Genomic DNA, 18,155 nt, shown 5'->3' on the forward strand with positions numbered 1-18,155 from the left:
GTCGACGTTTCACGTTCAACCTCACGAGATCGCTGTCATGAATGCCATCATGCTGCCGCTGACATTCGCGCTACTGGAGCAGAAGATCGCGGCAATGCCGGAAGGGCCGGTGTCTGCTTTGTCGACGCCGCGCTGGATACGGTTGCTGAACGCTGTGGGATGGGCCGGCGCAATGCTTGCCTTGCTGCCTTCGCTGCTGTTGGTCTGGATCGCGCCACAGCGTTGGATGGTGCTCCTGTCGCAGGTCGGGCTGGCGCTCACAGTCACCTTTGTGCCTTATTTTTTACGCACGGTCGGGCTGCTCATCTACGAATTCTCCAATGTGCGCCGGCAATGGATCTTGCAGCACGATCATGATGTCGGCGAACTGCGTCAGCTAGCTCAATGGTTGCTGATCTATCCACGCGACGTGCTGGAGGACCAATTGCGTTACGCGAAGATGGCGCAGGAACGTCTAGCTGCCAAACTTGGTCTGTTTGTCGGCGGTGTGGATAAGTTGGGGTTGCTACCCCTGTGCTTGTCGCTGCTCGTCGTCTTGCGTAACTGGCGCGATCTGCTGGCGTTGCCTGCCTGGTTGTCAATTCTGGCGATGTTCGCGGCCATGCTATGGATGGTCAGCTGGTTGGGCGCTAATTTCCGTCTACGTCTGCACTTGTATGAGAGCGTGCTTGCTGCCGCGATCGCCAGTATATCTAAGGCAGACTTGCCAATAGAGACTGCATCGCCTACCTCGCCGCAGGATACTCACGAACCGCATCGCATTACCACTCTCAACGCCCTTGAAGCCCTGTACGGCCAACCCGCCGAGCGCGCGGTACGCAAGCAACTCGACCATTTGAACGCCGACTACCAGGCATTCGTGCACGCGTCGCCGTTCGTGGTGCTGGCCTCGGCCGGCACGGAGGGCCTGGACTGTTCGCCGCGCGGCGATGCGCCGGGATTCGTGCAGGTGCTGGATGCGCTCACGCTGGCGTTGCCGGATCGGCCGGGCAACAACCGCGTCGATACCCTGCGTAACCTGCTGCAGGATCCGCGGCTGTCGCTGTTGTTCCTGATCCCCGGCATCGGCGAAACCTTGCGCGTGAACGGTCGTGCCGAGATCCGGGTCGATCCGGATCTGCTGGCGCGGTTCGCGGTCGGCGAGCGCCTGCCGCGCAGCGTGATCGTGGTGCACATCGACGCGGCGTATTTCCACTGCGCCAAGGCGATCGTGCGCTCGCAGCTGTGGGACCCCGCGCGGCACCTGCCGCGCGATCGCCTGCCCAGCCCCGGCACCATGCACGCGCATCTGGCCGATGGCGCGTTCGACGCCGATACCTACGACCGGGAACTGCCGCAGCGCACGCGCGATGCGTTGTATTAGCGGGATGGGGTCGTGCGGGCAGCGCGTGCGCGCCGCCGCGTGACGCCGCCACCGATGTCCCCGGTCATGCCACCCTGCTACGGTGCGCCCCTGGTGGAACGTGGCGACGATGCCCTTCCGGGGCGCAACGAACGACAGGGGAGCGTGGATGCGGGGACGTGGGGAGCCGTCAGGCGGATGGGGCGAGTTGCTGCTGGTGGTGGCAGTCGCATTCGGGTTGCCGATCTACTGGAGTGCGCTGGCGGTGCTGGCGCCGGTGGTGGAGCCGTCGTTTTCCGACGCGAACCTGTGGGGCATGGTGTTCTACGAACTGCTGGTGCTGGCGGTGTTGCTGCCGACGCTGTGGTTCCGCGGCTGGACACCGCAGGCGCTGGGGCTGCAGTGGCAGGCGCGTGACATCGGCGTTGGCCTGGCCCTGCTGGCCGCCTGTCTGGTGGCGACCTATCCGTTGGAGCTGTTGAAGGACAGCGTAGCGGCGGAGGTGAATCCGTCGATGGACGCGATGGTGGCCGGGCCGCTGTCGGCCGGCGTGGTGGTGCTGGTCTCGCTGCTCAATCCGATCTTCGAGGAAGTGTTCGTCTGCGCCTACGTGATCCGCACGCTGGAGCGGCGGCACAGCCCGGCGTTCGCGGTGAACGTGAGCGTGGCGATCCGCGCGTCGTACCACCTGTACCAGGGACCGGTCGGCACCATCGGCATCGTGGTGGTGGGGCTGATCCTGGGCTGGTGGGTGGCGCGCACCGGGCGGCTGTGGCCGGCGATCGTGGCGCATGCCGCGCTGGACCTGATGGGGTTGATGGTCTACGCCTGAGGGGCTGGGCACACGCCGGCAGCCGGGCATGCGCCGGCGAGTAGCGCGTCGATGTCGCGCGAGCGGGGCCGCCTGCTCGACGCGACGAAAGGCGGTCGATCATGTCTGACCGCGGCAGCGCCGTCCGTCCGGTCGTTGAATTCGCGGCGGTGCGCTCGCCGAAACGGTCGGTGGCGTAGACACCTACGTTCCTGAACAGACCGGCGCTTTCGCGGCTGTACGTCACGCTTTACAGTCGAACGACAAGGACGTGTCGCCCGCTGGACAACGGGGGAAGGTCCGGGTTCCCGCTGCTCGATCACCTCGCCTACGGCGCAGCGCCGTGCGCGGCGCGCGCAGTGCGGCCGCAACGCTTTCAGGGGAGAAGCGGGATGGCGTCGACCGAGCATCTACCAGCACCGCATCCGTTGTTCGAGCTGTTGTCGGGCGAGATCAGCGACCGCGAACTACGCCGCTGCCTGCGCGTGGTGCGTCGGCATCTGGGCATGGACGTGGCGTTCCTGTCGCGCTTCCGCGAAAGCGACCGCGTGCTCGATCACGTGGACGGGCCGCCCGATGGGCCGATCCACGAGGGCCAGATCCTGCCGTTCGCCGATGGCTACTGCATGGGGGTGGCGCGGGGCGAGTTGCCGCAGCTCATCCCCGACACCGCGCTGCTGCCGGCGGCGCAGTGCATTCCGGCGACGCAGGAGATTCCGATCGGTGCGCACATGAGCGTGCCGATCCAGGTGGGACGGCGCATCTACGGCACGCTCTGCTGTTTCAGTTTCCTGCCCAGGCCCGACCTGGGCGAGCGCGACATCGGCATGTTGCGTGCGTTCGCCGAGATCTTCGCCCTGCGCCTGCACGAGGTGGAGGCGCACAAGCTGGAACGGCAGGCGATGATCGACGAGATCGACGGTGCGCTGGCGGCGGGCGCGCCGCGCATCGTGTTCCAGCCGGTGTTCGCGCTGCAGGGGCTGCGCCTGCATGGATTCGAATGCCTGTCGCGTTTCGACGTGGTGCCGCAGCGTGGGCCGGCGCAATGGTTCCAGCAGGCCGAACTGGCCGGGGTCGGCATCCGCCTGGAATTGCATGTGCTGGCCAAGGCGCTGGCGCATCTGCGGCGATTCCCGCCGCAGTACCGGCTCAGCGTGAACCTGTCGCCGGAACTGATGACCTCCGCGGCGCTGGCGGGCGTGCTGGGCGACGATGCCGAGGTGGCGCGCCTGACCCTGGAGATCACCGAGCACGCCATCGTGCGCAACTACCAGGCGCTGGCGCAGGCGCTGGCGCCGCTGCGCGAGCGCGGCGCGCAGGTGGCGGTGGACGATGCCGGCGCCGGCTACGCCAGCATGCGCCACATCCTGCAGTTGCAGCCGGACGTCATCAAGCTCGACATGAGCATCACCCAGTGCATCCATTCCGACCGCAGCCGCCGCGCGCTGGCCAAGGGGCTGACCAACTTCGCCCACGAAATCGGCACCCAGGTGGTGGCCGAAGGCGTGGAGACGGCACAGGAGCTGGAGGCCCTGCGCGAGCTGCAGGTGGATTTCGTCCAGGGCTACTTCCTGTCGCGGCCGCTGCACGAGGATGCCGCGCTGGCGCTCGGGTTGAAGGAGACCGGCTAGCGGCGCTTCGACGTTGCGCGGGCTGCTGAAGCACGCGTGGCGCGATGGCGGGCGACTGCGGTGCTGGCCCGCCACCGATACGCACGCACGGCGCCTACCACGGCACCACGCGGCCCAGGTAATCCAGGTAGTGCAAACCGCCGCGGCCGTGGGCGGTGTCGATGGTGTCGATCAGGGGCGGGATGCTGTCGTCGATGGACAGGCGCGCCTGCGGCCCGCCCATGTCGGTTCGCACCCAGCCGGGCGCCATCAGCAGCAAGGTGTGCGCGCTGTCGCGGTGGCGGGCGGCGAAGCTGCGCATCAACATGTTCAGCGCCGCCTTGCTGCTGCGATAGATCTCGTACTGGCCATTGCTGTTGTTGGCGATGCTGCCTTGCCCGGACGACATCACGCCGATGGTGCCGGTGCCGCGGACAAGGTCGCGCAAGGTTTCGATGGCGCGCATCGGGCTCAGCGCGTTGGTGACCATGACCCGGACGAATTCGTCGGTGGCGACATCGGCGACGGTCTCGCGGTCGTCGTTCTTGACGCCGGCGTTGACGAACAGCAGATCCATGACCTCGCCGTGCAGGCGCGCGCGCAGCCCGGCCAACTGCGATGGATCGGTGATGTCGACGTGTTCGATGCGCAGCGCCTGTGGGTCGGTGGCAGCCAGGCGGTGCAGCGCCGCGCTGGGCGCGCCGGCGCGCTCGGTGGCGATGACGCGCCAGCCGCGTCTCAGGTAGCCTTCGGCCATCGCCAGGCCCAGGCCGCGCGAGGCGCCGATCAGCAGGACGGTTTTGGGTGCAGGAATGTCGATCATGGTGGGTCTCCGCGTGGCCGGTACGGCCTCGGCATGCGAGGCCCACCGGCGGTCTGCGCACTCTAGGCGTGCGTGTCGCCCGGCGGAACGCGCGTCGCATGCATTGAGGCCCTGCATGGGGCGCCTGTGTCCATTCGTCATTGTCGGGAAACGCGTATGCCGGAACCGGATCTGAATCTGTTGATCGCCCTCGACGCCTTGCTGGCGGAGTGCAGCGTGGCCGGCGCCGCGCGGCGGCTGGGGCTGAGCGCGTCGGCGATGAGTCGGACGCTGACCCGGCTACGCGAGGTGACCGGCGATGCGCTGCTGGTCCGCGCCGGCGGCGCGATGGTGGCGACACCGCATGCGCTTGAACTGCGCGCGCGTGCCCGCGACGCGGTGGAGGCCGCACGCGCCGTGCTGCGCCCGGTGCCGGGCGAGCTGGATCCGGCGGCGTTGCGGCGCACCTTCACCGTGCGCGCCAACGATGCCTTCGTGGAGGCGTTCGCGGCCATGCTGGTGGCCGCAGTGGCGGCGTCGGCGCCGCAGGTGCGCCTGCAGTTCGTCGCCAAGGCGCAGAAGATCGCGGGGCCGCTGCGCGAGGGATTGGCCGATCTGGAAATCGGGGTGCTGAGCGAGATGGGGCCGGAACTGCGCGTGCAGGGCCTGTTTCGCGATCGCTTCGTCGGCGCGGTGCGCAGCGGTCATCCGCTGGCGCGCGACGGGGAAGTGAGCGTGCAGCGCTATGTGGCGTTCGGCCACGTCGTGGCCTCGCGGCGCGGGCGGGCGCACGGGCCGGTGGACGAGGCGCTGCAGCAACTGGGCCTGGTGCGTCATGTCGCGACCGTGGTGCCCAGTTTTTCCGCGGCGCTGGCGATGGCGCGTGCGTCGGACCTGATCGCACTGGTGCCGGCCTCGTTCATGGCGGCGCAGCCCGACACGTTGCGCGAACCTGCTTGCACGTTCGCGCTGCCGGTGGTCACCGAGCCCATCACCGTGTCGATGCTGTGGCATCCGCGCCTGGAGCACGATGCGGCGCATCGGTGGCTCCGCGGCCTGTTTCTGTCCGAGTTCCGCGCGCGCATGCCGCTGCGCTGAGCTGCACAGCCGCACATTCCGGCTAACCAGCGCGAGCGCAGGGAACATGGCGCGGTCCCTGCGACGACCTGTCTTGCGCCAGCGACCGAACGCCTGATCGACGCGTCCCTGCCGCGCTGGCCGCGCCTGTCGCACAGGCCGTCGTTGCGGGGATGCGCCATCGGCACTGGTCCGCCGCCGCGGCGATGGCGCACACTTGTCGGCTCTGATCGAAGGCAGGAACAGGCGATGGCACGGCGATACGGATGGAGCGCGATGCTGGTGGGGCTGGTGGCGTTCGCCGCGTCGGCGGCCGGCCCGACCCCCGGCGAATACAGCACCAAGGAAGGCTGGGGCAGCATGCGGGTCACCGAGAAGGGCGGTGCGCGCCAGTTCGACCTGTTGTCGGTCGGCGCCAACGGCCACACCTGCTCGCTGTCGGGCACGCTGCAGGGCGACAAGGCGGAGGTGAACGATGCCGGCGACGTGCCGTGCAGGCTCGCCTTCAAGCCGGTGCCGGGCGGGTTCAACGTGGCCGCGCTGACCGAGGAAAGCTGCCGCGACTACTGCGGCATGCGTGCCAGCTTCGAGGGCGATTACCTGCAGTTGCCGGCCGGCTGTACCGCCGCGGCCAGCAGCCGGCGCCGCGAGGCCTATCTGCAGGACTATCGCGGCAAGCGCTATGACAAGGCGTTGGCCGGCATGCAGGCGTTCGCAGGCGAGTGCGGGGGTTTCCTCAACTGGCTCGATCGCGACCGCTTCGCCAACGACCGCGCCATCACCTTGCTGCGCCTGGGCCGGCCGCAGGAGTGCCTGGCGGCGCTGGACGGCACCCTGGCCGGTCGCAGCCACGACGAGGCCTCGTTCCAGGCCGAGCTGGAAAAGCAGAGCACCATGCTGCCGCCCAGCGACTGGGATGCCTACCTGCCCATCGCCAAGTCCACCTGGTTCAACCGCAAGCTGTGCGAGGCGGCCAGGCACTGACGGGGGCTCCGTGGGGCGGCGCGCCGATGGCCGCTGCGCCCGTGCCGCCAACCACTGACAGACGCGGTGCGCTGGCGCCGCCATGCGGTCCGTTGGTCGCCATGACGCGCGTGGCGTCGACGGTTGCCGTGGCCGCGGGCGACTGCGCATACTTCCGGCGACCGATGGCGGGTTGGACGCTCTGGAGCAAGGATGATCGATCGACTGCGACGCCTGTTGTCCCGCACCTCGCCACGTGGGGCCGATGCCACCGACGATGCCACCGGGTCGGAGCCGGCGCCCGACGCGCAACCGGGCCGCGCACTGCAGCAGCTGTTGCTGCAGGTGCTGCAGCGCGAGCGGCATGCGGCGAGCTTGCACGACGAGGTCGTCGTGCTCGACAACGGCCTGCAACTGCTCACCGAACTGGTGGACCTGGCCGAGCTGCGCAGCGGCGTGCGCACGGCCAGTTGCATTCGCGTGCATCACGCCAGCCTGTTCCCGGACGGGATCGTCGAGTTCCAGCATTCCATCGGCGAGGACACCGAAGCGAGCCTGGCCTCGGGCTTCACGACCTGGGCGCGCACCGATCTGGTGGCGCTCTCGGAGGCGGTGGCGGCACCGTCCGAGGCCCGCTGCATGACGCTGCAGATGGAGTTTCCGGCCACGGCCGAGGCCGCGGTGCGGCGCACGGTGGTGCTGGGGCCGGTGGCGCATATGAATGGCGACGCCGCGCGGGCCGCGGCGGGCGAGGACACGGAACACGCGTTCTGCCCGTGTTGCCTGTTCACCAACAGCCTGGATGCGCTGATGCCGTTGCTGCAGCGGGACCAGCGCATGCTCGGGATCCGCCTGTTCGCCTCGCGCGATGCCGACGGCGAGGTGGCGGCCGACTGCCGGGTCAACGGCGAGGACTTTCCAGACGGCGTGGCCTGCCTGCGCCGCTACGCCGAAACCTGGCCGGCGCTGGGCGCCCTGGAGTTCCGCAAGCAATACGCGGTGGTGCGCCTGCCGGAGCCGGTGGCGCCTGACGCCGCGCACTGACCTGCCTTCATGCGCCTCTTGCGCGCGCGTCGATTGGCGTAGGGCGCCGGCCTACGCCGCGGCCGCCTCCGCCGGCGCAGCCGGCAGTGCCGAGGCCACGATGCCATGCAGCTGCGCGGCCAGCGCCTTGCGATCGCTGCCCGGCGCCACCGCGATCGGTGCGTGGAAGGTCACCCTGATCACCGCACCGGACAGGCGCAGGAAATGCGCGACGTGCGCGCCGGCCTGCATTTCGCCGTAGAAGGCGTAGGCATCGCGATCGCCGCCCTGTGCGATCGGTTGTCCATCGACACTTCGCACGTCCAGCGTGAACGGCTGCAGCGTCCACTGTCGCGCGCCCGGATCGGCGCTGAGGAACAGCGAGAACAGGCTGGACTTGAATGGCGCGACGCGCACGCCGGAAGAGGTGGTGCCTTCGGCGAACAGCACCACGTCGTGATCCGGGCGCAGTTGCGCGGCCACGGCGGCGGCCACAGCGGCCGCATCCTGACGACGCCGGCTGATGAACACGGTCTGCGCCAGCGCGCCGATGTGGCGCATGCCCGGCCAGCGTTCCATGTCGTTCTTGGCGATGAAACGCGCGCGCAGCAGGCTGCCCAGCACCACGATGTCGAAATGCGAGATGTGGTTGCCGACGAACAGCGTGCCGCCCGCGTCGCGCGGCGCGCCCACGACCTCGACGCGAATGCCCAATGCGTGCCGCAGGCAGCCGAACCACAGCCGCGGCAGCACGAACGCGCCGCGGCCGCGGGTGAAGCGCATCAGCAGCCACTGCGGCGGGATCAGCAGCAGGCTGGCCGCGATGCAGACGGTGAGCCGGACGATGGCGCGCACGCGGCCAATCAGGGTGTCTGCAGCAGGTCGGGACGAAGCGGAAGGCATCGGGGTCGCAGGTGAGGGCACGGTCGGCACGCGCGGCGGCGCGCCCGCGGCGATGGTAGCCGAGGCATGTGTACTTCAGCATCCATGGGTGTCCTGCCGGCGGTCCGGCGCGCGCTGGCTGTTCCGCGTCGCGGCTGAAGCCGCTCCTACAGGGACCGGCGATGTGCCGGCTGGAGGCATTGTGGGAGGGACTTCAGTCCCGACTGCTTGCAGGAACGGATGGCTGGTCTGCTTCGTTCGTCGCGGCTGAAGCCGCTCCTGCGGGAATTTGCGGTGCGTGTGTCGGGTAGGAGGCACGGTCTGCGTGGTCGATGCCCAGCGGTGTTGACGCCGTCGCCGCCGAAGGGAACCCCATCACCCCTGCGAGGCGCACCGTAGGAGCGGCTTCAGCCGCGAGGCGTCACCGATGGGACCCGTCGCGGTACCAGAGCCTGTGGGCCTCGACGCGTCGCGGCAAAAAAGAACGGCTGGCACCGGCGCAAGCCGCACCTGCGCAGGTGCGGCAGGTTGCGGCGTCAGGGCGTGCCATCGGCCTGCTTGCAATCCGCAGTCTGCGAGGTGGCAAACGATGTAAGGGTCCACGCATTCGCGGGGCGCGTCTGGACGTCGTAAAGCCACGACTGCCTCACGCCGCCGATGCAGCTGGCGATGGCGATGCTGTCGCCTGGCGCGCCCTGGTCGGGTAGCGGCAGCGGTTCGGGCGCACGGGTCTGGACGCCATGCAGCGCCCGCGCGTAGGTCAGGACGATGGGGCCGAGCTGGTCGAGATTGCCCATGCGCGCGTCGTCGCTGCGCGTCCGGTGTTGTGCCAGCCAATCGCGTACCTGCCGCCACTCGGGCGTGCCTGCGGCGTAGGTCGTGGTGCTGGACACGCGCAGGCTGTCCGGCACGTCCGGCGCGGCGTGCGTCGCCAGGGGCAGCAGGGCGAGCAGCAGCGGGCCCATGCTCCATCCGGTGCGCCGAGCCCGTCGTTGACTGTTCTCGACAGCTCTACCGTTGTGCCTGTGCATCCGCCCGCTCCCTGCTGGTTGCCGAAGGCGCGACGATAGCACCATCGGCGGCCACGTTTGCCCGCGCGGCGCCCGGCGCGCTTGCGCTCAGCGCTTGCCCGGACGATCGGCCAGCGAGGCCTGCAGCGCGGTGGCCAAGGCGGCGTCGCCGCTGACCAGCGCACTCCAGCGCAAGTCCAGGCCCTTGCGCCGGCCCTTCTCGGTGAGCTTCAAGCCGTCCGGATCCACGGTCAGGGTGTAGTGCACGCCGTCGATCTCCAGTGCGCGGCGCAGGGGTCTGTCGAGCGGGGTCATGCGGCGGCTCCCGTTTTCACGATGCAGCGAGGGTAGCGGGGCCAAGGTGATGGCAGGTTCTGCAGGCGCGCCGGATGAAGACGCTCAAGATCGCCACCTACAACGTCAACGGCATCCGCAGCCGCTTGCCGCAGCTGCTGCAGTGGCTGCAGCGCGAGGCGCCGGACATCGTCGGGCTGCAGGAACTCAAGAGCGTGGATGCGGGGTTTCCATTGGCCGAGCTGCATGCTGCCGGCTACGGCGCGGTGTGGATGGGGCAGTCGGGCTGGAACGGCGTGGCGCTGCTGGCCAAAGGCTGCGATCCGGTCGAGAGCCGGCGCGGCCTGCCCGGCGATCCGCGCGACACCCAGAGCCGCTACATCGAGGCGATGGCGCACGGCGTGCTGGTCGGCTGCCTGTACCTGCCCAACGGCAATCCGCGCCCGGGTCCCAAATTCGACTACAAGCTGGACTGGTTCGCGCGCCTGCAGCGGCATGCACAGCAACTGGTGGCGCTGCCGCATCCGGTGGCCCTGATCGGCGACTTCAACGTGGTGCCCACCGATGCGGACATCTACAACCCGGCCTCGTGGCGGCGCGACGCGTTGCTGCAGCCGGAGAGCCGCCAGGCCTATGCCGAACTGCTGGCGCAGGGCTGGACCGACAGCCTGCGCCAGGTGCACGGCGAGCGCCGCGTGTACACGTTCTGGGATTATTTCCGCCAGCACTGGCAGCGCGATGCCGGGCTGCGCATCGACCACCTGCTGTTGAATCCGCCGCTGGCCGCGCGCCTGCGCGATGCCGGCGTGGACCGCTGGGTGCGCGACCTGCCGCATGCCAGCGACCATGCGCCGACCTGGGTCACTCTGGGCCCGGCGCCGGCCCGCGGCAAATCGTTGGTCAAGCCGGGGCGCAGTGTCGAGGGCGCTGGAAGCAAGACCACGCGCGGCGCTGCGAAGAAGTCTGCACGTACATCCGCGTCTGGCGCGACGTCGCCAGCGGCGAAGGCGGCAGCGCGGAGCAACGGCAAGACGACGGCCAGGACCGCAGCGAAATCGACTAAGCCAACGCCGGCAACAAAGACGACAAGCGCAAAGACGACAAAGGCAAAGACGACAAAAGCGCAGACGCCGAAAGCGCGCAAGCCGCGCGCTGCGACCGCAGGGCCGCCGACGCCCGCGCGCGGCGGCAAACGCCGCAAACCACCCCTTCTCCCACCGGGAGAAGGGGGCGCGTAGCGCCGGATGAGGGCACGGCGAAGCGGGGGAGGTACCGACCCCGCGTTACGGCCGCGTCCCGGCGGCTTCCCTTACTTCAACATTTCGGTAAAGGCGCGATCGGCTTCGATCACGTCCGGCAGCGCGGCGAACAGCGCATCCAGGTCCACGTCGTCCAGCAGCGGGCCGGTCACCGCCTGCCGCGCCTGGTCGTTGGCGCCGCCGTGGCGCTCCAGCGCGTCGGCGACCAGCGCGGCCTGGGCGACGATCTTCGGCATCGGCTCGCCTTCCGGCGCCTGCAGCGGCCGCGCCTGGAAGGCGATGGCGGTCTGGATCACCTGCGGCAGGTGCCAGCGCCGCGCCAGCTCGGCGCCCACTTCCGGGTAGCCGAAGCCCAGTTGCACGGTCTCGTCGGCGGCGCGGCCGCTGGACGAGGCATCCGGGTGCAGTTGCGCGGCGTAGTCGGGCGCGCCGGTCTGGATCAGCAGTTCGCCGATGTTGTGCATCATGCCGCAGGTGAACGCGGTCTCCGCGTCCAGGCCCTTCTGCCGCGCCAGCAGCCGGCACACGCCGGCCACTTCGAAGCTGTGCAGCCAGAACGCGCGCAGGTCGAAATGCGCCGGCGCATGGAACGCGCCGGTCACCGAGGAGGCCAGCACCAGGGTGCGCAAGGTGTTGAAGCCCAGGCGCAGCGCCGCGTCTTCCACCGTGGTGGAGTCGCGTGCGCCGCGGAAGCGCGCCGAATTGGCCAGCCGCAGCACCTTAGCCGCGATCACCGGGTCCCGCTCGATGTTGCGCGCCACCGCGTCCAGGCTGGTGCCCGGCGCATCGAACTGCAGGATCAGGTCCTGCGCCACCTGGGGAATGGTCGGCAGGGTGTGCAACTGGTCGAACAGCGCCTCTAGCTTCATGGGGACCCTCGGAACGGAACGGGAGGCGGGCAGGGCCGGCAGGCGGCCGCGCCGCCACGGTGGCGGAATGCGCGCATCCTACCGATTCGCGATGGCCGGCGTGTGGAAAACCGGTCCCGCGGCGACGGCCGCGCCCTGGTGCAGCGGAGGATGCGGCTCAGCCGGCGCCGCGCACGCGCAGGGTCAGGCCCTTGAGGAAGTTGCGCAGCAGCTGGTCGCCGCACAGGCGGAAATTCTTGTGTTCCGGCTGCCGGAACAGCGCCGACAGTTCCGGCTTGGACACCGGGAAACCGGCGGCGTCGAAGATCTGGTGCATGTCCACGTCCTTGAGCTGGAACGCCACGCGCAGCTTCTTCAGCACCACGTTGTTGGTGATGCGCGCCTCCACCGGGCGCGGCGGCAGGCTCTCGTCGCGGCCGCGGTAGTGGAACACCAGTCCGTCCAGCACATGCGCCAGCACCGCATCGCTGCATTCGACGAAGCCCTCTTCGTCCTCCTTCTTCAGCCACGCCGGGATCTGCGCCTTGTCGATCGGGAACGCGGGATCGGCGAGGTGCGCCAGATCGACGATCTTCTGGTCGCTCAGGTCGAGCATGTAGCGGATGGAGCGCAGGATGTCGTTGTTGAGCATGATCGGTGCGGAAGTGCCGGGAGCCTGGCGAGGGGCGCTAGTCTAGGCGCTGCCCCGCATCGACGCGTAGACCGCGCAGGCCCAGGCCATGGCTGCGGTTCACCGAGGGTATGCACGCGGCGCGTTTGCATCCTCGGGCGCATGCGCCATCATCGGCGCATGGACCATTCGATTCCCAAGCCGAGCGCGGTGGCCGCGCTCAATCCGCGCCAGGAGCAGTTGGTGGCGCTGGTGCGCCAGCAGGGCTATGCCGAGGTGGAAGGGCTGGCGGCGCGTTTCGAGGTGACGCCGCAGACCATCCGCCGCGACCTGACCCTGCTGTGCGAAGCCGGCGTGCTGCGCCGCTACCACGGCGGGGTGAGCCTGCCGTCGAGCGTGGAAAACCTCGCCTATGCGGCGCGCAAGTCGCTGCAGGCGCAGGAGAAGCGGCGCATCGCCACGCTGCTGGCGCAGCACATTCCCGACGACGCCTCGCTGTTCATCAACATCGGCACCACCAACGAGGACGTGGCGCGCGCGCTGATGGGCCACAGCGGCCTGCGCGTGATCACCAACAACCTCAACGTCGCGGTGATGATGAGCGCCAATCCCAGCTTCGAGGTGATGGTGGCCGGCGGGCGCGTGCGCGGCCGCGATCAGGGCGTCACCGGCGAGGCCACCATCGAACTGATCCGCCAGTTCAAGGTGGATTTCGGCGTGATCGGCATTTCCGGTATCGACCCGGACGGCACCCTGCTGGATTTCGACTTCCACGAGGTGCGGGTGGCGCAGGCGATCATCGAGCACTCGCGGCAGGTGTTCCTGGCCGCCGACCACAGCAAGCTCGGCCGCAATGCGATGGTGCGGCTGGGGCCGATCGGGCGGGTGCACGCCTGGTTCACCGATCGCGCGCCGCCGGCCGAGCTGGCCGCGGTACTGGATGCGGCCGGCACCCGCGTCTTCGTCGCCGAGGGCGATGCGGCCGACCAGAGTGCGCCGGCGCTGGACGCGGCCGCGGACTGAGCGAGGCCGGCCTCGCCGCCGCCGCGGTGGTCACAGGGCGTGTGTTCGGATTGTTTCGTTAATGTTGCGTGATGTGGCGCGATCGTCGCGCCGCAGTGGCCCCGCGTGCCCGCCTGGCCGTCTCCAACGGCAGGTTTCAGGATGCCGTCGACGTCACGCTGCAGTGCAGCGTGATATGTTCGGAAATGTTCGTTTACGATCTTTTCGTCCCCAGTCCTGAACCCGGTGAGCGTGCCGGTGCCGGGACACGACACTTCCGGAGTCGGCTATGCGTGAGACCTACGATGTGCTGGTGGTCGGTGGCGGCATCAACGGCGTGGGCATCGCCCGCGATGCGGTGGGCCGCGGCCTGTCGGTGTGCCTGTGCGAGCGCGACGATCTGGCCGCGCATACCTCCAGCGCCAGCACCAAGCTGATCCATGGCGGACTGCGCTACCTGGAGCAGTACGAGTTCGCCCTGGTCGGCAAGGCCCTGGCCGAACGCGAGGTGTTGCTGCGGCTGGCCCCGCACATCATCTGGCCGCTGCGCTTCCTGCTGCCGCACCAGCCGCACCTGCGCCCGGCGTGGATGATCCGCACCGGCCTGTTCCTGTACGACCACCTCGGCCGCGGCCGCCGCACCCTGCCGGGCTCGCGGCGTCTGGCGCTGCGCACGCATCCGGTGGGCGCGCCGCTGCGCGAGGAGTTCCGCACCGGCTTCGTCTATTCCGATGCCTGGGTGCAGGATGCGCGGCTGGTGGTGCTCAATGCGATGGACGCCGCGCAGCGCGGTGCGCGCATCCTCACCCGCACCCGCTGCGTCGGCGCACGCCGGGTCGACGGCCTGTGGCAGGTGCAGCTGCAGCACGCCGACGGCCGCCGCGAAGAACTGCGCGCGCGTTCGCTGGTCAACGCCGCCGGGCCGTGGGCGGTGCAGTTCCTGGACGAGGTGGCGCACGTCGGCCACGACCACGCGCTGCGCCTGGTCAAGGGCAGCCACATCGTGGTGCCGCGGCTGTTCGAGCACGACCACGCCTACATCTTCCAGCAGCCGGACCGGCGCATCGTCTTCGCCATTCCCTACGAGCAGGACTACACCCTGATCGGCACCACCGACGTCGACTACCGCGCCGACCCGGCCGCGCCGCGCATCGACGGCGAGGAGACGCGCTATCTGTGCGAGGCGGCCAACCGCTACTTCCGCAAGCAGATCGCCCCGGACGACGTGGTGTGGAGCTACAGCGGCGTGCGCCCGCTGCTCGACGACGAGGAGGACAACGCCGCCGAGGTCACCCGCGACTACCTGCTGGAACTGGACGCGCGCGACGGCGCGGCCCTGCTCAACGTGTTCGGCGGCAAGCTCACCACCTACCGCAAGCTGGCCGAGGAGGCGGTGGACCGGCTGACCGCGCATGCCGGGCGCAAGGCGCCGGCCTGGACCGCGCACGGGGCGCCGCTGCCCGGTGGCGAACGCAACGACATCGCCACGCTGGCGCGCGAACTGCGCGCAGCGCGGCCGTGGCTGGCCGAGGCGACCGCGCAGCGGCTGGCGCGCAACTACGGCACTCGCGCCGAAACGCTGCTGGGCGACGCGGCCTCGCTGCAGGATCTGGGCCAGCACTTCGGCGCCGATCTGTACCAGGCCGAGGTCGACTACCTGCGCCAGCACGAGTGGGTGGTGGAGGCCGAAGACCTGCTGTGGCGGCGCAGCAAGCTCGGCCTGCGGGTCGACGCTGCCGGCCGCCAGCGCCTGGTCGCCTACCTGCAACAGGCGCCGGCCACGCTGGCTGCGGCACCGGCTTGACCAAAACGCTGCCGCCGGCCCGGTTCGGGCCGCGGCGGCGCGTGCACAATCGCGCTGCGCCCGGCCCCCGCCGCGGCGCACGAACCTGGACGCAACCGTGGAGGGTGGCAGACATGGGTGGATCGACAGCGGCAACGACGGCAGGCCGGGAGGCATGGGCATGAGCCGGCAATTGGTGGGCGAACTGATTTCCGAGGCGATCGCGATGCTGATCATCATCGCCTTCGGCTGCTCGGTGGCATGCATGTACGTGCTCTACGACCCCAGCCCCTACCAGCACGCCTACTGGGGCGTGTGCATCGCCTGGGGCCTGGCGGTGACCATCGCCATCTACGTCACCGGCTCGGTGTCCGGCACCCACGCCAATCCGGCGGTGACCCTGGCGCTGGCGCTGTACCGCGGCTTTCCCTGGCCCAAGGTACTGCCGTACTGGGTGGCCCAGGTGATCGGTGCGTTCCTCGGCGCATGGATCGTCTACCTGCTGTTCGCGCCGGTGATCGATCACTACAACCAGGCGCAGCACCTGACCCGCGCCGGCGGCGGTGCGGCCGGGGTGTTCTTCACCGCGCCGGGCCTGGCGATCACGCCGATGCACGCGCTGCGCGACCAGGTGATCCTGACCGCGTTCCTGATCTTCGGCATCTTCGCCATCACCGAGCGCTACAACGAGGCCGCGCCCACCGCCAACTCCGGTGCGCTGATCATCGGCCTGCTGGTGGCCACCATCGGCGCCTCGATGGGCTATCTGGAAGCCTGGGCGATCAACCCGGCGCGCGACTTCGGCCCGCGCCTGTTCGCCTACGTCGCCGGCTGGGGCTCCTCGGCGCTGCCGTCGGTCGACAACTACTGGTGGATCCCGATCGTCGGCCCGCTGATCGGCGGGGTGATCGGTGGCGCCGCCTACCAGCTGCTGATCTATCCGTTCCTGCCGGCGCGGGTGAAAGCGCTGGAGGAAGAACAGGCCGCCGCGCGCCGCGGCTAGCGCGTCGGCAGCGCGTTCGTTCCCGCGCGCTTGGCGCGCGTCCCCCTTCCCCGTTGGCGCCGCGCCTGCGCGCGGCGTGCATCCCGCAGGAGTCTCCGATGGAAAAGCAGTTCATCCTGGCCATCGACCAGGGCACCACCAGTTCGCGCGCGATCCTGTTCGACCGCCAGGGCCGCAGCGTCGGCATGGCTCAGCGCGAGTTCTCGCAGATCTTCCCGCAGCCGGGCTGGGTCGAGCACAACCCGCGCGAGATCATGACCAGCGTCTACACCACGATCACCGAGCTGCTCAACAACCACCAGGTGGATGCCAGCGCGATCGCCGGCATCGGTATCACCAACCAGCGCGAGACCGCGGTGGTATGGGATCGCGCCACCGGCCAGCCGATCTACAACGCCATCGTCTGGCAGTCGCGGCAGACCAAGGACATCTGCGACCAGCTCAAGGCCGACGGCCACGAGGACATGGTGCGGGCCAAGACCGGCCTGCTGATCGATGCGTATTTCTCCGGCACCAAGGTCAAGTGGATCCTCGACCACGTCGAGGGCGCGCGCGAACGCGCGGAGCGCGGCGAGCTGGCCTTCGGCACCATCGACAGCTGGCTGATCTGGAACCTCACCGGCGGCAAGGTCCACGTCACCGACTACACCAATGCCTCGCGCACGCTGCTGTACAACATCCACGAACTGCGCTGGGACGAGGAACTGCTGCAACTGCTCGGCATCCCCGCCTCGATGCTGCCGGAGGTGCGCTCGTCCAGCGAGATCTACGGCGACACCCAGGGCCAGTATTTCTACGGCCACGCGGTGCCGATCGCGGGGATCGCCGGCGACCAGCAGGCGGCGCTGTTCGGCCAGGCCTGCTTCGAGCCGGGCATGGCCAAGAACACCTACGGCACCGGCTGTTTCATGCTGATGAACACCGGCGAGAAGGCCGTGGCGTCGAAGAACGGCCTGCTCACCACCATCGCCTGGGGCGTGGACGGCAAGGTGGAGTACGCGCTGGAAGGTGCGATCTTCGTGGCCGGCTCGGTGGTGCAGTGGCTGCGCGACGGCCTGCGCATGCTCGGCAAGGCCAGCGACTCGCAGGCCTACGCCGAGCGCGCCGGCGACAACGACGGCGTGTACATCGTGCCGGCCTTCGTCGGCCTAGGCGCGCCGTACTGGCGCAGCGACATCCGCGGCGCGGTGTTCGGCCTGACCCGCGGCACCACCAAGGAACACTTCATCCGCGCCGCGCTCGAGTCGATGGCGTACCAGACCCGCGACGTGCTGACCGCGATGCAGGTCGATTCGGGCATCGAACTGAAGGAACTGCGCGCCGACGGCGGCGCCATCGCCAACGACTTCATGGCGCAGTTCCAGAGCGACATCCTGGACGTGCCGGTGCTGCGACCGGAGGTGGCCGAGACCACCGCGCTGGGTGCGGCCTACCTGGCCGGCCTGGCCACGGGCTTCTGGAAGGACCGTGCGGAGATCGCGCAGCAGTGGGCGGTGGACCGCCGCTTCGAGCCGGACATGCCGGCCGAGCGTCGTGAGGCGCTGTATGCCGGTTGGCAGCAGGCGGTGGAGGCGACGATGGGCTTCCGGATCCGTTGAGGCGGGCAGAACACGTAGGAGCGGTTTCAACCGGGACCGGGCGTTCCTGGGAAGGCCTGGTCGCGGCTGAAGCCGCTCCTACGAAGGCGGAGTCTCTTGCGTCTGTCGGCAGCTAGGCTGGGTCATCGTTCGCGCTGCCGCGAACCTGGCCGCCTCGACATTGAGTCTCGTAGGAGCGGCTTCAGCCGCGACGGGCATGCCAGCGAAAGCCCGGTCG

At 69.3% G+C, this 18,155-nt stretch carries 17 protein-coding genes; 11 read left to right on the plus strand and 6 right to left on the minus strand.

Translation table 11 applies throughout. The annotated features are described in order from the left end of the window. Positions 1 to 37 precede the first annotated feature (37 nt). The 3 genes from PG878_RS02895 to PG878_RS02905 all read left to right on the plus strand — a co-directional run bounded on the left by PG878_RS02895 (position 38) and on the right by PG878_RS02905 (position 3,784). A complete protein-coding gene (locus PG878_RS02895; protein ID WP_244672713.1) occupies positions 38 to 1,363 on the plus strand; it encodes a pyridoxamine 5'-phosphate oxidase family protein in 1,326 nt (441 codons plus the stop codon). 199 nt (positions 1,364 to 1,562) lie between these two features. Continuing rightward, on the plus strand, positions 1,563 to 2,174 hold the full coding sequence (locus PG878_RS02900; protein WP_311186015.1) for a CPBP family intramembrane glutamic endopeptidase: 612 nt from the start codon (positions 1,563 to 1,565) through the stop codon (positions 2,172 to 2,174). A gap of 371 nt (positions 2,175 to 2,545) precedes the next feature. After that, positions 2,546 to 3,784, plus strand: coding sequence for a sensor domain-containing phosphodiesterase (locus tag PG878_RS02905; protein WP_209032258.1), 1,239 nt, complete (start codon positions 2,546 to 2,548; stop codon positions 3,782 to 3,784). A gap of 94 nt (positions 3,785 to 3,878) precedes the next feature. On the opposite strand, the gene PG878_RS02910 is transcribed toward PG878_RS02905, so the two are convergent. Then, on the minus strand, positions 3,879 to 4,586 hold the full coding sequence (locus tag PG878_RS02910; protein WP_209032257.1) for an SDR family NAD(P)-dependent oxidoreductase: 708 nt from the start codon (positions 4,584 to 4,586) through the stop codon (positions 3,879 to 3,881). A 156-nt stretch (positions 4,587 to 4,742) separates the two neighbouring features. Between PG878_RS02910 and PG878_RS02915 the strand changes: the two genes are divergently transcribed. The 3 genes from PG878_RS02915 (at position 4,743) to PG878_RS02925 (ending at position 7,649) form a co-directional block, all read left to right on the plus strand. Then, positions 4,743 to 5,663 (plus strand): LysR family transcriptional regulator, encoded by a 921-nt coding sequence (locus tag PG878_RS02915; protein WP_209032256.1) that lies wholly within the window; start codon positions 4,743 to 4,745, stop codon positions 5,661 to 5,663. 228 nt (positions 5,664 to 5,891) lie between these two features. After that, positions 5,892 to 6,626, plus strand: a complete 735-nt coding sequence (locus PG878_RS02920) for a hypothetical protein (RefSeq protein WP_209032255.1) — start codon at positions 5,892 to 5,894, stop codon at positions 6,624 to 6,626. A gap of 192 nt (positions 6,627 to 6,818) precedes the next feature. Beyond that, positions 6,819 to 7,649 carry a DUF6348 family protein gene (locus PG878_RS02925; RefSeq protein ID WP_209032254.1) on the plus strand — a complete coding sequence of 277 codons (831 nt, stop codon included), beginning with the start codon at positions 6,819 to 6,821 and terminating at the stop codon, positions 7,647 to 7,649. Positions 7,650 to 7,700: 51 nt separating this feature from the next. On the opposite strand, the gene PG878_RS02930 is transcribed toward PG878_RS02925, so the two are convergent. From PG878_RS02930 to PG878_RS02940, 3 genes are all read right to left on the minus strand, one after another. After that, positions 7,701 to 8,483, minus strand: coding sequence for a lysophospholipid acyltransferase family protein (locus tag PG878_RS02930; protein WP_209032253.1), 783 nt, complete (start codon positions 8,481 to 8,483; stop codon positions 7,701 to 7,703). Positions 8,484 to 9,046: 563 nt separating this feature from the next. Continuing rightward, positions 9,047 to 9,475, minus strand: a complete 429-nt coding sequence (locus PG878_RS02935) for a hypothetical protein (RefSeq protein ID WP_209032252.1) — start codon at positions 9,473 to 9,475, stop codon at positions 9,047 to 9,049. A 153-nt stretch (positions 9,476 to 9,628) separates the two neighbouring features. Next, positions 9,629 to 9,835 carry a hypothetical protein gene (locus PG878_RS02940; RefSeq protein ID WP_209032251.1) on the minus strand — a complete coding sequence of 69 codons (207 nt, stop codon included), beginning with the start codon at positions 9,833 to 9,835 and terminating at the stop codon, positions 9,629 to 9,631. A 74-nt stretch (positions 9,836 to 9,909) separates the two neighbouring features. Between PG878_RS02940 and PG878_RS02945 the strand changes: the two genes are divergently transcribed. Then, positions 9,910 to 11,052, plus strand: a complete 1,143-nt coding sequence (locus tag PG878_RS02945) for an exodeoxyribonuclease III (protein ID WP_209032250.1) — start codon at positions 9,910 to 9,912, stop codon at positions 11,050 to 11,052. Positions 11,053 to 11,123: 71 nt separating this feature from the next. Here the strand turns inward: PG878_RS02945 and PG878_RS02950 are convergent, their stop codons facing one another. Together PG878_RS02950 and PG878_RS02955 are read right to left on the minus strand one after the other, a co-directional pair. Further along, on the minus strand, positions 11,124 to 11,942 hold the full coding sequence (locus PG878_RS02950) for an HDOD domain-containing protein (RefSeq protein ID WP_209032249.1): 819 nt from the start codon (positions 11,940 to 11,942) through the stop codon (positions 11,124 to 11,126). Positions 11,943 to 12,099: 157 nt separating this feature from the next. Then, complete coding sequence (locus tag PG878_RS02955) at positions 12,100 to 12,573, minus strand: YehS family protein (protein WP_010342421.1); 474 nt, start codon at positions 12,571 to 12,573, stop codon at positions 12,100 to 12,102. Positions 12,574 to 12,714: 141 nt separating this feature from the next. Here PG878_RS02955 and PG878_RS02960 point away from each other — a divergent pair, with 141 nt between their 5' ends. The 4 genes from PG878_RS02960 (at position 12,715) to glpK (ending at position 17,938) form a co-directional block, all read left to right on the plus strand. After that, a complete protein-coding gene (locus PG878_RS02960) occupies positions 12,715 to 13,575 on the plus strand; it encodes a DeoR/GlpR family DNA-binding transcription regulator (RefSeq protein ID WP_311186016.1) in 861 nt (286 codons plus the stop codon). Positions 13,576 to 13,843: 268 nt separating this feature from the next. Beyond that, positions 13,844 to 15,358 carry a glycerol-3-phosphate dehydrogenase gene (glpD, locus tag PG878_RS02965; protein ID WP_209032247.1) on the plus strand — a complete coding sequence of 505 codons (1,515 nt, stop codon included), beginning with the start codon at positions 13,844 to 13,846 and terminating at the stop codon, positions 15,356 to 15,358. A gap of 160 nt (positions 15,359 to 15,518) precedes the next feature. Further along, complete coding sequence (locus PG878_RS02970; protein ID WP_209032246.1) at positions 15,519 to 16,340, plus strand: MIP/aquaporin family protein; 822 nt, start codon at positions 15,519 to 15,521, stop codon at positions 16,338 to 16,340. Positions 16,341 to 16,438: 98 nt separating this feature from the next. Then, positions 16,439 to 17,938 carry a glycerol kinase GlpK gene (gene glpK, locus PG878_RS02975; RefSeq protein WP_209032245.1) on the plus strand — a complete coding sequence of 500 codons (1,500 nt, stop codon included), beginning with the start codon at positions 16,439 to 16,441 and terminating at the stop codon, positions 17,936 to 17,938. The last annotated feature ends 217 nt before the right edge of the window (positions 17,939 to 18,155 follow it).

The organism is Xanthomonas hawaiiensis (genome assembly GCF_031834635.1).
Classification (GTDB): domain Bacteria; phylum Pseudomonadota; class Gammaproteobacteria; order Xanthomonadales; family Xanthomonadaceae; genus Xanthomonas_A; species Xanthomonas_A sacchari.

Coding starts and splice junctions, on each gene's coding strand:
- PG878_RS02960 (WP_311186016.1), top strand. CDS start 12,715: ATGCGCCATCATCGGCGCATGGACCATTCGATTCCCAAGCCGAGCGCG.
- PG878_RS02920 (WP_209032255.1), top strand. CDS start 5,892: ATGGCACGGCGATACGGATGGAGCGCGATGCTGGTGGGGCTGGTGGCG.
- PG878_RS02950 (WP_209032249.1), bottom strand. CDS start 11,942: ATGAAGCTAGAGGCGCTGTTCGACCAGTTGCACACCCTGCCGACCATT.
- PG878_RS02970 (WP_209032246.1), top strand. CDS start 15,519: ATGAGCCGGCAATTGGTGGGCGAACTGATTTCCGAGGCGATCGCGATG.
- PG878_RS02895 (WP_244672713.1), top strand. CDS start 38: ATGAATGCCATCATGCTGCCGCTGACATTCGCGCTACTGGAGCAGAAG.
- PG878_RS02915 (WP_209032256.1), top strand. CDS start 4,743: ATGCCGGAACCGGATCTGAATCTGTTGATCGCCCTCGACGCCTTGCTG.
- glpK (WP_209032245.1), top strand. CDS start 16,439: ATGGAAAAGCAGTTCATCCTGGCCATCGACCAGGGCACCACCAGTTCG.
- PG878_RS02945 (WP_209032250.1), top strand. CDS start 9,910: ATGAAGACGCTCAAGATCGCCACCTACAACGTCAACGGCATCCGCAGC.
- PG878_RS02905 (WP_209032258.1), top strand. CDS start 2,546: ATGGCGTCGACCGAGCATCTACCAGCACCGCATCCGTTGTTCGAGCTG.
- PG878_RS02910 (WP_209032257.1), bottom strand. CDS start 4,586: ATGATCGACATTCCTGCACCCAAAACCGTCCTGCTGATCGGCGCCTCG.
- PG878_RS02925 (WP_209032254.1), top strand. CDS start 6,819: ATGATCGATCGACTGCGACGCCTGTTGTCCCGCACCTCGCCACGTGGG.
- PG878_RS02940 (WP_209032251.1), bottom strand. CDS start 9,835: ATGACCCCGCTCGACAGACCCCTGCGCCGCGCACTGGAGATCGACGGC.
- glpD (WP_209032247.1), top strand. CDS start 13,844: ATGCGTGAGACCTACGATGTGCTGGTGGTCGGTGGCGGCATCAACGGC.
- PG878_RS02955 (WP_010342421.1), bottom strand. CDS start 12,573: ATGCTCAACAACGACATCCTGCGCTCCATCCGCTACATGCTCGACCTG.
- PG878_RS02935 (WP_209032252.1), bottom strand. CDS start 9,475: ATGGGCCCGCTGCTGCTCGCCCTGCTGCCCCTGGCGACGCACGCCGCG.